The sequence below is a fragment of the Amycolatopsis speibonae genome (genome assembly GCF_042647925.1).
Lineage (GTDB): Bacteria > Actinomycetota > Actinomycetes > Mycobacteriales > Pseudonocardiaceae > Amycolatopsis > Amycolatopsis speibonae.
Map to the genome: position 1 here is coordinate 37,006 of NZ_JBHRWK010000096.1, position 14,419 is coordinate 51,424.

The window sequence follows — 14,419 nt, forward strand, 5'->3', positions numbered from 1 at the left end:
CCTTCCGAATCTTGTCCAGCCTGACCGGCCGGCGGGGAAGTCCTTAGTGGGTCAGGATCTTGCCGAGGAAATCCTTGGCGCGGTCCGTCTTCGGCTTGGTGAAGAACTCGTCCGGGGTGGAATCCTCGACGATCTCGCCGTCGGACATGAACACCACCCGGTTCGCCGCGCGCCGCGCGAAGCCCATCTCGTGGGTGACGACGAGCATCGTCATCCCGTCCTTCGCGAGCGTGGTCATCACGTCGAGGACCTCCTGGACCATCTCCGGGTCCAGTGCCGAGGTCGGCTCGTCGAACAGCATCACCTTGGGGCGCATGGCCAGCGCGCGGGCGATCGCCACCCGCTGCTGCTGCCCGCCGGACAGCTGCGCCGGGTACTTCTCCGCCTGGTTGGCGATGCCGACGCGCTCGAGCAGGTCCATCGCGGTCTTGCGGGCCTCACCCGAGTTGACCTTGCGGACCTTCATCGGCGCGAGCATGACGTTCTCGACGATCGTCTTGTGCGCGAACAGGTTGAACGACTGGAACACCATGCCGACGTCGGCGCGCAGCGCGGCCAGCGCCTTTCCCTCGGCGGGCAGCGGAACGCCGTCCACCGCGATCTCGCCGGAGTTGATGGGTTCCAGGCGGTTGATCGCCCGGCACAGCGTCGACTTGCCAGATCCGGACGGCCCGAGCACGACCACGACCTGCCCACGAGGCACCTCGAGGTTGATCTCCTTGAGCACGTGCAGGTCGCCGAAGTACTTGTTCACGGCGGCCGCCTTGATCATCGGCGCCGCCACCTCCGCGGTCATCTGGCCTCCAGGAGCGTTCGTTTGCAGGGGACTGCGGGGTCAGGCACCACGCGATGGCGGAAACCTACTCCCGTCGGACCGCTTGTAAAGGCGGCTTGACCAATACTTAGGGTTTCAAGTCCGTATCGTTCTCAAGCCACCGGACGGCCCGATCCGCCACCGTCCGGCGCTGATCAGCCTAGACAAGGCAGGGGTGTCCCGTAACCGGGGTCACACAAGATCTGTGACGCATCGTGACCATCACCGCGTGCGACGGGTCGCTCACAGGGCCGGGACAGGCAGCGCGAGGGGTGACTCACCCCATAGAGTCGTTCTTCAAGTCGTCGCGGTGCGGGGACGGCGTGAAAGGGAAAACACGGGTGCGGGTACTGCTGGTGGAGGACGACGACCGGGTCGCGGGTGCCTTGACGCCCGCGCTGGCCCGGCGTGGCCTGACGATCAAACGCCTGGCCTCCGGCGCCGGGGTGCTCGATCTGGTGCACGAGGTCGACGTGATCCTGCTCGACCTGGGGCTGCCCGACATCGACGGGATCGTGCTGTGCCGCCGGATCCGCGCGGTCAGCGACGTCGCGGTGATCGTCGTTTCGGCGCGGGGCGAGGTCGACGACCGGATCCAGGGCCTGCGGTCCGGTGCCGACGACTACCTGGTGAAGCCCTACGACGTCGACGAACTCGTCGCCCGCGTCGAGGCCGTGCGCCGCCGCCGCGGCGAACGCCCGGTCGCGCCCGAACCGCCGGGCGTCATTCGGGCGGGTGACGTCTCGGTCGACATCGGGCGCCATGAGGTGCAGGTCGACGGCCGGCCGGTTTCGTTGTCCCGCAAGGAGTTCCAGGTCCTCGCGCTGGTGGTCACCGCTCGCGGCGCGGTCTGCGCCCGTGACCACGTGCTGAGCGAGGTCTGGGGACACCGGGGGCCCGCGGAGAGCCGCTCGCTCGACGTCCACGTCGCCACCCTGCGGACCAAACTGGGCAGGCCGGCGCTGATCGAGACCGTCCGCGGCGTCGGGTACCGCCTCGGCGGCGCCTACGGCCCGGCCGAAGAGGGCTGAGCCGGTGCGAGTCCGGCTCCAGGCGATCGTGCTGACGCTGGTCGCGGCGCTCGTGTTCGGCCTCGGCATCCCGCTCGCGCTCAGCGTCGCGGCCAGTGTGCAGCTCGACCTCTTCCTCGACCGTCTCACCGACACCTCCCGGTTCGCGTCGCTGGCCCAGCGCCCGCTGGTGGAGAACCGGCCGGACCTGATCGTGGACGAACTCCGCCGCTACACCGAGGTCTACGGGGTGCCGGTGGCGATCGCCGACCAGGACGGCGAGGCCGTGGCCCGGGTGCCCGGCGAGACGACCGGGATCGACCTCAAGGACCCCGTCATCGCTTCTCATCTGCAGGAGGCGCTGGCGGGACGGCGTTCCGAGCCCGGGCCACTGCTGATGCCGTGGACCACCGGGCCGCTGGTGCTGGCCGAGCCGATCCTGATCGACGGCGAGGTGCGGGGCGCGGTGATCACCTTGTCCTCGACCGACAAGGCCCGCGCCGATCTGCTGCGGTGGTGGCTGCTCATCGCGGCGGGCGCGCTGCTGGCCTTCGGGTTCGCGCTGCTGGTCGCGGTGCCGGTGGTGCGCTGGATCCTGCGCCCGGTCCGGCGGCTCGACGACGCCACCGGCGCGCTGGTCGCCGCCGTGGTCAGCGGACGCGAGGTGAAGCGGGTGGAGGAGTCCGGCGGGCCGCCGGAACTGCGTCAGCTCGAACGGTCCTTCGACCGGATGGCCGCCAGTGTCGACGAGGCGCTGACGGCGCAGCGCGCGTTCGTCGCCGACGCCTCCCACCAGCTGCGGAACCCCTTGACGGCGTTGAAGATCCGGCTCGGCAACCTCGACGGGCACGTCGACGACGAAATGGCCGCGGCGGACCTCGAAGCCGCCGTCGTCGACGCTCGACGGCTCAACCAGATCCTCGACGAGCTCCTCTCGCTGGCCCGCGCCGAGGCCTCGGGCGGTGAACTGGTGCCGGTCGGTCTCGACGAGGTGGTGGGCGCCCGGGTCGCCGACTGGACCGTGGTCGGTGCGGCACGCGACGTCTCGCTGGTCGTTTCCGGGCTGGGCGGCGGGTTACGGGTGCTCACACCCGCGCGTGGGCTCGAAGTGGTGCTCGACGCCCTGCTGGACAACGCGCTCAAGTTCACCGAGCCGGGAACCGAGGTCACCGTCACCGTCGGCGTCGTGGGGGAGAAGGCCGAGATCGCCGTCCGCGACCACGGGCCCGGCCTCCGGGACGACGAACTCGACCGCGCGGCGGACCGGTTCTGGCGCAGCACCGCGCACCAGAACGTGCCCGGCTCCGGCCTCGGCCTCGCGATCGTCACCGAGATCCTGGTCCGTTCGGACGGTTCGCTGCGGCTGGGCTCGCCCGGGGGCGGCGGCCTCGAAGTGACCGTGACCCTGCCTGTCGCCGCTCCTAGTCCTTGAGCGACCGGAAGTACCGCAGCGCACCGGGATGCAGCGGCAGGGGAGAGGTCTCGATGGCGGGATGGACGTCGATCGACAGCGCCGCCCCGGCCGCCTTGACCAGCTGATCCCGTGCGTCGAACAGTCCGCGCACCAGCGCCTCGGCGACGTCGTCGCGCATCGACGTGGGCACCACCAGGAAGTTCGGCAGGACGAGCGTGGTCACCGGCTCCGCCAGGTTGTAGGCCGTCACCGGGATGGTCGCCGTGCGGTAGACCGGGCTGGTGGCCCGCAGTGCGTCCGCGAGGTCGGTGATGTCGAGCAGCCGCAGCCCGACCGTCCGCACCCGCTCCGTGATCGACGGTGTCGGCAGGCCACCGGACCAGATGACGGCGTCGATCTGCCTGCTTTCCAGAGCGGGCAGCGCCTCGGTGAGCCCGAGATTGCGCCGGTCGATCGCGCCGGTCAGCCCGGAGGCCCGCAGTAGCTGCTGCGACAGGAACTCGACGCCGGAGTCCGGCGAGCCGATCGCGACCTTGCGCCCGCGCAGCTGGGCGAACGACTTGATCGACGAGTCGTCCCGCACGATGACGTGCAGGTAGTCGTCGTGCACCCGGGCCAGCGCGGCCAGTCCGACGGATTTCGCGGCGGCGACGTCGGCGGCCACGAAAGCGACGTCGGCCCTCCCCGCGCGCACCCGGTCGATGTTGTCCGGGGAGCCCTGCGTCTCCTGGATCTCCGGCCGCTCGGTGTCCAGCTGCGAGGCCCACGCGTCGGCCAGCGCCTCGGCCAGTTTGTCGTAGACGCCGCCGTTGAGCCCCGCCGCTATCCGCACCTTCGTCCCGGACAGATCCGGCCCGCACCCGGTGACCAGGGCGCAGACCACGGCGATCACCGCCGCCAGTACCCCTGGTCTCCTCATGAGGGTCGATCGTGCCATGGAACCCCGCCCGCGTACCCTCGAAGGCGAGATGAGCGCGCGCACTTACCAGATCCGCACCTTCGGCTGCCAGATGAACGTGCATGACTCCGAACGTCTTGCCGGGCAGCTCGAGGACGCCGGCTACGTTCCGGGTGACGGCGAGGCCACACCCGACCTGATCGTGTTCAACACCTGCGCGGTGCGGGAGAACGCGGACAACAAGCTGTACGGCACCTTGGGGCACATCCGGCCGCAGAAGACCGCGAAACCGGGTATGCAGATCGCCGTCGGCGGCTGTCTCGCGCAGAAAGACCGCGGCGAGATCGTCAAACGCGCGCCCTGGGTCGACGTCGTGTTCGGCACGCACAACATCGGCGCGCTGCCGACGCTGCTGGAGCGCGCGCGGCACAACGCCGAGGCCGAGGTCGAGATCCTCGAAGCACTCGAAACCTTCCCCTCGACGCTCCCGGCGAAGCGCGACTCCGCGTACGCGGGCTGGGTGTCGGTTTCGGTCGGCTGCAACAACACCTGCACCTTCTGCATCGTCCCGGCGTTGCGGGGCAAGGAACGCGACCGCCGCCCCGGCGAGATCCTGGCCGAGGTCGGGGCGCTCGTGGCCGAAGGCGTGCTCGAAGTGACCCTGCTCGGCCAGAACGTGAACTCCTACGGCGTCGAGTTCGGTGACAAGCTCGCGTTCGGGAAGCTCCTGCGCGCCTGCGGTTCGGTGGAGGGACTGGAGCGCGTCCGCTTCACCTCGCCGCATCCGGCTGCGTTCACCGAGGACGTCATCGACGCGATGGCCGAGACGCCGAACGTGTGCCACCAGCTGCACATGCCGCTGCAGTCCGGCTCGGACCGGGTGCTGCGCGAGATGAAGCGGTCCTACCGTTCGGCGCGCTACCTCAAGCTCCTCGACCGCGTGCGCGAGTCGATGCCCGACGCCGCGATCACCACCGACATCATCGTCGGCTTCCCCGGCGAGACCGAGGAAGACTTCCAGGCGACGCTCGACGTCGTCGCGCAGGCGCGGTTCTCCAGCGCGTTCACCTTCCAGTACTCGATCCGGCCCGGCACTCCCGCCGCCGAGATGGACGGGCAGCTGCCGAAGGAGGTCGTGCAGGAGCGCTACGAGCGGCTCGTGAAAGCGCAGAACGACATCTCCTGGGACGAGAACAAGAAGATCGTCGGACGACGGGTCGAGCTGCTGGTCGCCTCCGGCGAGGGCCGCAAGGACTCCGAGACCCAGCGCATGAGCGGCCGCGCCCGCGACGGCAGGCTCGTGCACTTCACGCCGACGGGGTCGCTGGTGGACCGCTCGGTGCGGCCGGGCGACATCGTCGAGACCGTGGTGACCTACGGCGCTCCGCACCACCTGGTCGCCGACGGCGACCTCCTGTCGCACCGCCGCACCAAGGCGGGCGACAACTCCGAGGCCGGGCTCCGGCCGAAGACCAACGGCGTGACGCTGGGCCTGCCGGGCTTCGGTGCCCCGGCCGTCACGCCGGAACCGGTGAGCGGGTGTGCACTGTGACCGAACCGAAGAACCACCCCGAGATCGACGAGCTCGCCGCCGAGATCGACGAGGTCGGCCAGCGAGCGGCCAAGACGATCGAGCTGGGCAGGCGCGGGTTCTCCATCGCCGTGCTGGCTTTCGTGCTGCTGGTCGCCCAACTGCTGCCGTGGGTCGGCGAACACGCCGGCTGGGAGGTGCTGCTCGGCCGGGGCGGCGGGATCCCGCAGCTGTTCGCCGTGACCTCCACCGGAGTCGGCGTCTTCGCTTCCGCGGTGGCGCTGGTGACCCGGCGCTGGTGGCTGGCCTGGGTCTGCGCCGCTGGCGGCTGGTTCGCCTCCGTCGACGGCATGCTCGCGATCTGGTCCCAGCAGTCCTCGCACGCGACCGGCGCGGCCGGTGGCGGCCCGGGCTTCGGGATGCTCCTCGCCTGGTTCGCCACCGTCGCGCTGGCCATCTACTGGATGCGGGCCGCTTTCTCGCGCAGCTAGACGACTACAACACCGAAAACGCTCGAAGTCGCACTGGCGTAGAGCGTGGTTTCCGGGTGGAACACCCTCAGCGTGAGCGAAGCCTTGACGCTGAAGCTCAGGCTGAGGGAGAAGCTGCCGTTCGGCCTGCAGGAACCATTGCTCAGGTCGACCCAGACGCCCGCGACGAGCTTCTGGACCACGATGAGCTCCAGGGCTTCGGTCGCGTCGCCGTCAGCTTCGTCGGGAACGACGTCGAGACGGCCCTTGAGCTTGGTCTCCTCGCCGACCTTGACCTTGCTCTTGTCGGCCTTCGCTTCGAGTTTGACCTTTTTCTTGTTGTGGACGCTCGTCTGCGCGGACGAGGCCGGTGCCGCGACGGCCGTTGCCGCCGGGACGAGCCCGGCCAGGACGATCCCTGTCACCAGGACGGCGAAAGTCTTGGAGATCCGTGAAATCGGCGTGTGGTTCATGCTCGAAGTGGAGCATGGCTGAGCGCGGAGAGCGCCCCGATACGCACGAACGTGCGAGCCTTCGCTCCACAATGGAGTGAAGCGCGTGAAGGCCCCCTTCCCTCGGCTCAGCCGAGAGAAGGGGCCTTCACGCGCTTCGGGGCAGGAGGAGGTTACCGGTCCGCGATGGCCGCTTCCGCCGCCTCGAGCCACTCACGCCACTGCGCGGCCTGCTCGTCCGCCTTCTTCGCGCGCCGCTCGTCGCCGGCCGCGCGGGCCTTTTCCGCCTGCGACTCGAACTGCTCGACCCGCTCGCGGAACTGCGCCGCCCTGGCCTGTGCCTCCGGGTCGGTCCGCCGCCACTTGCTGTCCTCGGCCGACTTGATCGAGTCCTGCACGGTCTTCAGGCGGCCGTCCAGCTCGCGGATGCGCTCACGCGGGACCTTGCCGATCTCGTCCCACTGCTCCTGGATCTTGCGCAGGTGGTTCTTCGCGGCGTCGAGGTTCGCGGCAGGGTCGATCTTCTCGGCCTCGACGAGCAGCTCTTCCTTCTGCTGCGCGTTGGCCGCGAACTCGGCGTCCCGCTCGGAGAACACCGAGGAGCGGCGTGCGAAGAACTTGTCCTGCGCGGCGCGGAAGCGCTGCCAGAGCGCCTCGTCGCTGTCCTTGGGCGCGCGACCGGCGGCCTTCCACTCGGTCATCAGATCCTTGTAGCGGCCCGCCGTGTCACCCCACTCCGACGACTCCGCGATCGACTCGGCTTCGGCGATCAGCTCTTCCTTGCGTTGCTTGGCGCCGGCGCGCTGCTTGTCGAGCTCGGCGAAGTGCGAGCCACGGCGCCGGTTGAACGCCTCGCGGGCCTTGGAGAACCGCTTCCACAGCTCGTCGTCGGTCTTGCGGTCGACGCCCTTGACGGTCTTCCACTCGTCCAGGATGGTGCGCAGCCGATCACCGGCGGCCTTCCACTGGGTCGACTCGGAGGCGAGCTTCTCGGCCTCGTCGGCGAGGGCCTGCTTGCGGACGACGGCGGCCGCGCGGGCTTCTTCACGTTCCTGCTTGGCCGAGGCCAGCGCTTTCTCGGCGTGGGCGATGACCTGCTCGATGCGGCCGCCCAGCGCGGCGAGGTCGCCGACGACGGCGGCTTCGGCGAGACCGTCGCGCAGCTGCGTGGCCGTGGCCAGCGCGTGCTTCGGGTCGCCCGCGCCGGACTCCAGCCGCGTCTCCAGCAGCTCGACCTCGGTGCGCAGGTCGTCGAAGCGCCGCGCGTAGTGGAGCAGACCCTCGTCCGGGCTACCGGCCTGCCAGACGCCGACCGCACGCTCGCCGTCGGCCGTGGTGACGTAGACCGTTCCTTCGTCGTCGACCCTGCCCCAAGCGGACGGGCTGGGTTCGGCGGGCGGCACGGGGGGTGCGGCGTGCCCGCCACCGAGCGCGTGCGGCACCGGGTGCGGTGCCGGGGTACCGGTGGACGTGTTCTCCTGGGCCATCGCAGGCTCCTTATCGCCTGTACGCCCGCTGGTGCGGGCGCCCCGCCTAGCGGCGGGGCCGGGTAATGCGTTGCCGTCTTGCTTCGGGGGCATCAACCCCTTGCGGCATTCAAGCAGCTCAGCGTCCACCGTGGTACCGGATGAATCACCAGAGGGCAGTGATCCTACTTCCGGTGGACCCTCCGTGTCGGTCGGTTGCGGGGGGTCAGAAGCGGGGAAGGTAACGTCGGCGGCCGTGATCCGCCGTGTCGCCGTGCTCCCGCAACCCCCGCTGCTCATCCCCGAACTGGCCGCCGGAGCGGCGGACGAGTGCGCCGAGCTGCGCGAAGCCTGCCTCGCCGCCGCGCGGCGCCTGACCAGCGCTTCGCCGGACTGGGTCGTCGTCGGCGCCGCCGCGGGGGCGCCCGAGGTGCCGGAACACGCGAGCGGTTCCTTCCGGGGCTACGGCGTCGACCTCGGTGTCTCACTCAGCCGGGTGACAGCGCCCGAAACGGAGCTGCCGTTGCCCGCGCTCGTGGCCGGCTGGCTGCGCGAGCAGGGAGGCGCGTCCTCCGTCCGGGTCCACCTGGTCGACCCCGCGACCCCTCCCGGCCAGTGCGAACTGTTCGGCCGTGAGCTGGGGGAGCCCGTCGCGGTCCTCGTCCTCGGCGACGGTTCGAGCAGGCACGGCCCGCGTTCCCCCGGTGGTGAGGACGAGCGCGCGGAGGGTTTCGACGCCGGGGTCCGCGACGCCCTGGCCAAGGGCGACGCCGGCGCGTTGGCCGCACTCGACCCGTCCCTGGCCGCCGAACTCGGGGCAGGCGGCCGCGCGCCCTGGCAGGTCCTCGCCGGGCTGGCGGCGGGCGGGAGCTGGACCGCCGAGGTTCTCTACTCGGCCGCGCCGTTCGGCGTCGGCTACCACGTCGCTGTCTGGGAGCAGGCGTGATCCGGCCGGTCGCGGTCGTCGGGCCCACGGCGACCGGGAAGACCTCGCTGGCCGTCGAACTCGCCCTCACCCTCGGGGGTGAGGTGGTCAACGCCGACGCGCTCCAACTGTACCGCGGGATGGACATCGGGACGGCCAAGGCGACCGCCGAGGAGCGGCGGGGCGTGCCGCATCACCTGCTGGACGTCCTCGACGTCACCGAGACTGCGTCCGTCGCCGCGTACCAGCGTGACGCGCGCAAGCGTGTCGAAGAGCTCCTCGACGCCGGCCGCGTGCCGGTCCTCACCGGCGGGTCGGGCCTCTACGTCCAAGCGGTGCTCGACGATCTCAAGTTCCCGGGCACCGATCCCGGCGTGCGCGCCCGGCTGACCGCCGAAGCCGACGAAATCGGCGTCGCCGCGATGCACGCCCGGCTCACCGAGCTGGACCCGATCGCCGCCACGGCCATCCTCCCGACCAACACCCGCCGGATCGTGCGCGCGCTGGAGGTCATCGAGATCACCGGCGCACCGTTCTCGGCGAACCTGCCGAAACCGGGGCCCGCGCGCTACGGCACGGTCCTGATCGGTATCGATCGCGAACCGGCGGAACTCGACGCCCGCGTCGACCGCCGCGTCGAGATCATGTTCGAAGCCGGGCTCGTCGGCGAAGTACGGACGCTGCTGGGCGAAGGACTTCGCGACGGGCTCACCGCGTCGAGGGCGCTGGGCTATCAGCAGGTGATCGCCGCACTCGACGGCGACGGCGATCTCCAGGCCGCCGCCGAGGCCACCGCGCAGGCCACCCGGCGGTTCGTGCGCAGGCAACGTTCCTGGTTCCGGCGGGACAAGCGGATCGAGTGGTTCGACGGCGGGTCGGACCGGCTGGCCGAGCGCGTCCTCGAGGTGACGGCCCAGTAATCTGGCTGCCATGGGCGGCATCGAATTCCTTAAGGGACACGGCACACAGAACGATTTCGTGCTGCTTCCCGACCCTGACGGCCGCCTCGAGCTGACCGAGGCGCGGGTGGCGGCGCTGTGCGACCGTCAGCGTGGTCTCGGCGCCGACGGTGTGCTGCGTGTCGTGCGGTCGGCCGCTCTCGGCGAAGAGTCCGAGGGCGAATGGTTCATGGACTACCGCAACGCCGACGGGTCCATCGCGGAGATGTGCGGCAACGGCGTCCGGGTCTTCGTCCGGTACCTGGTCGATTCCGGGCTCGTGCCCGAGCGCGACTTCGTCATCGGCACCCGCGCCGGCGACCGGCCGGTCCGGATGCACGCGGACGGGTCGGTGACCGTGGGGATGGGGCCGGCGACGATCACCGGCACCTCGGTCACCGTCGTCGCCGGGAAGCCGTTCTCCGGTGTCGCGGTGAACGTCGGCAACCCGCACCTGGTGTCGGTCGTCGAGGACGAAGTCGACGAGCTCGACCTGCGTGACCAGCCCGACTTCGACTCCGACGTGTTCCCGGAGGGCGTGAACCTCGAGTTCATCAACCTCCTGGGGGACAACGCGCTGAAGATGCGCGTCCACGAACGCGGTGTCGGCGAGACGCGGTCCTGCGGCACCGGCACGGTCGCCGCTGTCGCCGCCGCGCTGCACCTCGCGGGCACCGACACCGGCGAAGCGACCGTCGACATCCCCGGCGGCCGCGTGGTGGTCGAGGTGCGCCGCGGCGAGTCCACCCTGACCGGCCCGGCGGAGATCGTCGCCCGCGGGGAACTCGACGAAGCCTGGTGGGCCGGTCTCGGCGCTTAGCCGACCGCGACGGGCTCCTGAGGAAGGTCGCGAAGCTTCCGGATCGGGGAGAAGACCACCCACAGCAGCGCGGCCGTCTCACCGACCGCGACGAACCACAGCGTCCCCCGGATCCCGATCGCCTCACCCAGCACGCCGCCGATCAGCCCGCCCAGCGGCAGCATGCCCCACACCACGAAGCGCACGCTGGCGTTCATCCGGCCGAGCAGCCTGTCCGGGCAGACGGCCTGCCGGTAGGTGACCTGCGCGACGTTGTAGACGATGATCCCGAACCCCGCGATCGCCAGCGCCGCGGGGAACAGCACGATCCGCCAGCCCGGCGCGGCGAGCGGGAGCAGCAGCTGGAACGGCCAGGTCAGCAGCGGGACGAGCCAGATCGATCGCGCCTGACCGATCCGCCGGGTGATGCGCCCGGCCAGGATCGCCCCGATGATCCCGCCCACGCCGCCGGTCGCCAGGACGACGCCGATGACAGCCGGGGAAAGGCCCAGCTCGCGGTTCAGGAACAGGATCTCCACCGCGGTGAAGGCGCCGTTGAACAGGTTGGCTGTCGCGGTGCAGGCGACGATCGAGCGCAGCGCGGGGTCGGTGAACACGAACCGCAGCCCCTCGGCGATCTGGGGGAGCAGCTTCTCTCCGCCGTTCCGCTCGGGAACCTCTTCGACGGTGCGGATCCGCAGCAGGCACAGCGCGGAGGTCAGGAACCCCGCCCCGGTCATCAGCACGGCGTTGGCCGCACCCGCCAGCTGCACCAGCCCGCCGCCGATGCCCGGTCCGGTCAGGAACGCCACCGACTGGCTGGCCTGGAGCTTCGCGTTGCCCTCCAGCAGGTGTTCCCGGCCGACCAGGGACGGCAGATACGACTGGTAGGCCACGTCGAAGAACACCGTCGCGACGCCGACGAGCGTGGCCACCACCAGCAACTGCGCCAGCGACAGCACACCGGCCCACCAGGCGAGAGGGATGCTGAGCAGCAGCGCCGCGCGGACGAAGTCGGCCCGCAGCATGAGCACCCGCCGCCGCATCCGGTCCACCCACACCCCGGCGGGCAGCCCGATGATCAGGAACGCGATGGTCTCGGCCGCGGTCAGCAGCCCCATCTCGAACGGCGTCGCGGCCAGCACGGTGGCCGCGAGCAGGGGGATCACGGTGTGGCCCGCGAACGCGCCCACCTGACTGGCCGTGTCGCCCGCCCAGAGCCGTCGGAAGTCCGCGTGGAAGAAGAGGGAGTCTCTGCGCACGACGCCACCCTGGCCTGAGTGATTGGAAACTGTCAATCACTTTCGGCTCTAGGCTGTCGCGGTGCCTACTCCACGACGCGCCGCCACCGAGGCCGAGATCGCCGCCATGGCCTCCGGAATAAGGCTGCGCATCATCCGGTTGACCTTCTCCGAAGCGCTGACCAACAAGGAACTCGCCGAACGGCTCGATCGCGATCCGGCGACGATGCTGCATCACGTGCGCAAGCTCGTCGACACAGGGTTCCTCGAAGCGCTCCCCGCGCGACGCGGCACGCGCGGCGCGAAAGAAATTCCCTATCGCTCGACCGGGTTGTCCTGGCATCTTGATTCCAGCGACAGGGGGATCGATCAGGCGGTCTTCGAGGCCTATCTGGCCGAAATCGCCGATGTGGGATTCGACGAGGTGCACCAGACTCGAATGGTCGTCCAGGTACCGGACGAGCAGATCGCCGAGTTCGAAGCACGGTTGACGGAGTTGCTCGACGACTTCATCTCCCGGCCCGCCGATCCCGCCGCGAAACGCACGGCCATCTACCTGTCGAAGTATCCGAGCAGGTAATGAATTCGGTCCCGCCGCCGAAACGTGGGACCATGGAGGCACGATGACGGAACTGACACACAACGATCTGAACGACAAGGACCCTTCGACCGGCGAACTGGAGCTCGAGGACCGCGCCTCGCTCCGCCGGGTAGCGGGCCTGTCCACCGAACTCGCGGATGTCACCGAGGTCGAATACCGGCAGCTGCGCCTGGAGCGCGTCGTTCTGGTCGGTGTGTGGACCGAGGGCAGCGCCCTCCAGTCCGAGGCCTCGCTCGCCGAACTCGCCCGGCTCGCCGAAACGGCGGGCTCCGAGGTGCTGGAAGGCCTGGTGCAGCGGCGGATCCGCCCGGATCCCGCCACCTACATCGGCTCGGGCAAGGTCAAGGAACTGCGCGAGATCGTGGCGGCCACCGGGGCCGACACGGTGATCTGCGACGGTGAGCTCTCGCCCGGCCAGCTGCGCCAGCTGGAGGAGAAGGTCAAGGTGAAGGTCATCGACCGCACCGCCCTGATCCTCGACATCTTCGCGCAGCACGCCAGCTCCAAGGAGGGCAAGGCGCAGGTCGAGCTGGCCCAGCTGCAGTACCTGATCCCGCGGCTTCGCGGGTGGGGTGCGGCGCTGTCCCGGCAGGGCGGTGGCCGGGCCGGCGGTGCCAACGGTGGTGTGGGCCTGCGTGGTCCCGGTGAGACGAAGCTCGAAACCGACCGGCGGCGGATCAACAAGCGCGTGTCGAAGCTGCGCCGCGAGATCGCCGCGATGGACACCATCCGCGAGACCAAACGCGGTCGCCGGGTGGCCAACGAGGTGCCGAGCGTCGCGATCGTCGGCTACACCAACGCCGGCAAGTCGAGCCTGCTCAACGCGCTGACCGGCGCCGGGGTGCTGGTCGAGGACGCGCTGTTCGCCACGCTGGATCCGACGACCCGGCGGGCGCAGACACCCGACGGCCGCACCTACACGCTGACCGACACCGTCGGTTTCGTCCGGCACCTGCCGCACCAGCTGGTGGACGCGTTCCGTTCGACGCTGGAGGAGGCGGCGAGCGCCGACCTGCTCGTGCACGTCGTCGACGGTTCCGACCCGACGCCGGAAGAGCAGGTCAACGCGGTACGCGAAGTGCTCGCCGAGATCACGAAGCGCCGCTCCGAGCCGCTCCCGCCGGAGTTGCTGGTGATCAACAAGGCCGACGCCGCCGACGAGGTGTCGCTGGTCCGGTTGCGGCATCAGATGGCCGGTTCGGTGCAGGTGTCGGCCCGGGCAGGCACCGGCATCACGGAGCTGGCCGAAGTGATCGCGGAGCGGTTGCCGAGGCCGGAGGTCGTGGTCGAGGTGCTGATCCCGTACTCGCGAGGCGAGCTCGTCTCCCGCGCACACGGCGATGGCGAGGTGCTGGAAGAGGAGCACGTCGAGACCGGTACACGCCTGCTCGTCCGGGGCAGGCCCGAGCTGGCCGCGGCGCTGAGCGAGTTCCAGACGGACGGCTCGGCTCTGTAAGCAACTACGTGAAGGCCCCCATTCCCGCGCTGGACGCGGGGAAGGGGGCCTTCACGTAGTTTTGGGGACGACGATGGAGGCGCTCGTGGGTGAGTACGTGCCCGTCCCGACGCGCGCTGAGGTGCGAAGGGTGCTGGACGACCTCGCCACCGGCGCGCTCACGCGTACGCAGGCTTCCGACTGGGCGCGCCCATGGGTCGTCGAGGTCTATTTGAGGGGTAAGGCAAACCTGGCGTGTTTGTGCCCGGTGTCGGGTGACTCTGTGCGACACCGGGCCTGTGGCGTCGACTGTGTGGATTCTGGTGCGTTGGATGATGCTGTTGGTTTATTCGGGGTGGTGGCGTCTACGCTGGTCAGGGTCTTGTGATGATCGCGGATCTGTGGAGTGTGGCTGCTGATGTCGT

Annotated in this window: 14 protein-coding genes; 9 read left to right on the forward strand and 5 right to left on the reverse strand. The window is 70.0% G+C overall.

The annotated features are described in order from the left end of the window. Positions 1-43 precede the first annotated feature (43 nt). Positions 44-772 carry an amino acid ABC transporter ATP-binding protein gene (locus ACFOSH_RS39630; protein ID WP_378246177.1) on the reverse strand — a complete coding sequence of 243 codons (729 nt, stop codon included), beginning with the start codon at positions 770-772 and terminating at the stop codon, positions 44-46. A 383-nt stretch (positions 773-1,155) separates the two neighbouring features. Between ACFOSH_RS39630 and ACFOSH_RS39635 the strand changes: the two genes are divergently transcribed. Then, positions 1,156-1,845 (forward strand): response regulator transcription factor, encoded by a 690-nt coding sequence (locus ACFOSH_RS39635; protein WP_378246149.1) that lies wholly within the window; start codon positions 1,156-1,158, stop codon positions 1,843-1,845. 4 nt (positions 1,846-1,849) lie between these two features. Continuing rightward, the gene (locus tag ACFOSH_RS39640; RefSeq protein ID WP_378246151.1) at positions 1,850-3,256 is read left to right on the forward strand and encodes a sensor histidine kinase; all 1,407 of its coding nucleotides are present in this window, start codon (positions 1,850-1,852) and stop codon (positions 3,254-3,256) included. Here ACFOSH_RS39640 and ACFOSH_RS39645 read toward each other — a convergent pair. Next, positions 3,246-4,157, reverse strand: a complete 912-nt coding sequence (locus ACFOSH_RS39645) for a TAXI family TRAP transporter solute-binding subunit (RefSeq protein WP_378246153.1) — start codon at positions 4,155-4,157, stop codon at positions 3,246-3,248. The two genes, ACFOSH_RS39640 and ACFOSH_RS39645, sit on opposite strands and share 11 nt — an antisense overlap. Before the next feature lie 16 nt (positions 4,158-4,173). Here ACFOSH_RS39645 and miaB point away from each other — a divergent pair, with 16 nt between their 5' ends. Further along, on the forward strand, positions 4,174-5,688 hold the full coding sequence (miaB, locus tag ACFOSH_RS39650; RefSeq protein WP_378246179.1) for a tRNA (N6-isopentenyl adenosine(37)-C2)-methylthiotransferase MiaB: 1,515 nt from the start codon (positions 4,174-4,176) through the stop codon (positions 5,686-5,688). Beyond that, on the forward strand, positions 5,685-6,158 hold the full coding sequence (locus ACFOSH_RS39655; protein ID WP_378246155.1) for an Rv2732c family membrane protein: 474 nt from the start codon (positions 5,685-5,687) through the stop codon (positions 6,156-6,158). Before miaB ends, ACFOSH_RS39655 begins: the two co-directional genes overlap by 4 nt. Here the strand turns inward: ACFOSH_RS39655 and ACFOSH_RS39660 are convergent. Then, positions 6,155-6,610 (reverse strand): hypothetical protein, encoded by a 456-nt coding sequence (locus tag ACFOSH_RS39660; protein WP_378246157.1) that lies wholly within the window; start codon positions 6,608-6,610, stop codon positions 6,155-6,157. The two genes, ACFOSH_RS39655 and ACFOSH_RS39660, sit on opposite strands and share 4 nt — an antisense overlap. Before the next feature lie 152 nt (positions 6,611-6,762). Beyond that, the gene (locus tag ACFOSH_RS39665) at positions 6,763-8,076 is read right to left on the reverse strand and encodes a DUF349 domain-containing protein (protein WP_378246159.1); all 1,314 of its coding nucleotides are present in this window, start codon (positions 8,074-8,076) and stop codon (positions 6,763-6,765) included. Positions 8,077-8,311: 235 nt separating this feature from the next. On the opposite strand from ACFOSH_RS39665, the gene ACFOSH_RS39670 reads away from it, so the two are divergent. Genes ACFOSH_RS39670 through dapF form a run of 3 tightly spaced genes read left to right on the forward strand, consistent with a single transcriptional unit; the run spans position 8,312 to position 10,738 of the window. Beyond that, positions 8,312-9,001 (forward strand): class III extradiol dioxygenase subunit B-like domain-containing protein, encoded by a 690-nt coding sequence (locus tag ACFOSH_RS39670; protein ID WP_378246161.1) that lies wholly within the window; start codon positions 8,312-8,314, stop codon positions 8,999-9,001. Then, on the forward strand, positions 8,998-9,900 hold the full coding sequence (gene miaA, locus ACFOSH_RS39675) for a tRNA (adenosine(37)-N6)-dimethylallyltransferase MiaA (RefSeq protein WP_378246163.1): 903 nt from the start codon (positions 8,998-9,000) through the stop codon (positions 9,898-9,900). Before ACFOSH_RS39670 ends, miaA begins: the two co-directional genes overlap by 4 nt. Before the next feature lie 10 nt (positions 9,901-9,910). After that, positions 9,911-10,738 carry a diaminopimelate epimerase gene (gene dapF / locus ACFOSH_RS39680; RefSeq protein ID WP_378246165.1) on the forward strand — a complete coding sequence of 276 codons (828 nt, stop codon included), beginning with the start codon at positions 9,911-9,913 and terminating at the stop codon, positions 10,736-10,738. On the opposite strand, the gene ACFOSH_RS39685 is transcribed toward dapF, so the two are convergent. Next, positions 10,735-11,979: an MFS transporter gene (locus ACFOSH_RS39685; RefSeq protein ID WP_378246167.1), complete on the reverse strand. Its 1,245-nt coding sequence runs from the start codon at positions 11,977-11,979 to the stop codon at positions 10,735-10,737. The genes dapF and ACFOSH_RS39685 overlap by 4 nt on opposite strands. Positions 11,980-12,040: 61 nt before the next feature. On the opposite strand from ACFOSH_RS39685, the gene ACFOSH_RS39690 reads away from it, so the two are divergent. Together ACFOSH_RS39690 and hflX are read left to right on the forward strand one after the other, a co-directional pair. After that, positions 12,041-12,538, forward strand: a complete 498-nt coding sequence (locus ACFOSH_RS39690) for an ArsR/SmtB family transcription factor (protein WP_378246169.1) — start codon at positions 12,041-12,043, stop codon at positions 12,536-12,538. Positions 12,539-12,581: 43 nt separating this feature from the next. Then, the gene (gene hflX / locus ACFOSH_RS39695; protein WP_378246171.1) at positions 12,582-14,015 is read left to right on the forward strand and encodes a GTPase HflX; all 1,434 of its coding nucleotides are present in this window, start codon (positions 12,582-12,584) and stop codon (positions 14,013-14,015) included. Positions 14,016-14,419: the final 404 nt, after the last annotated feature.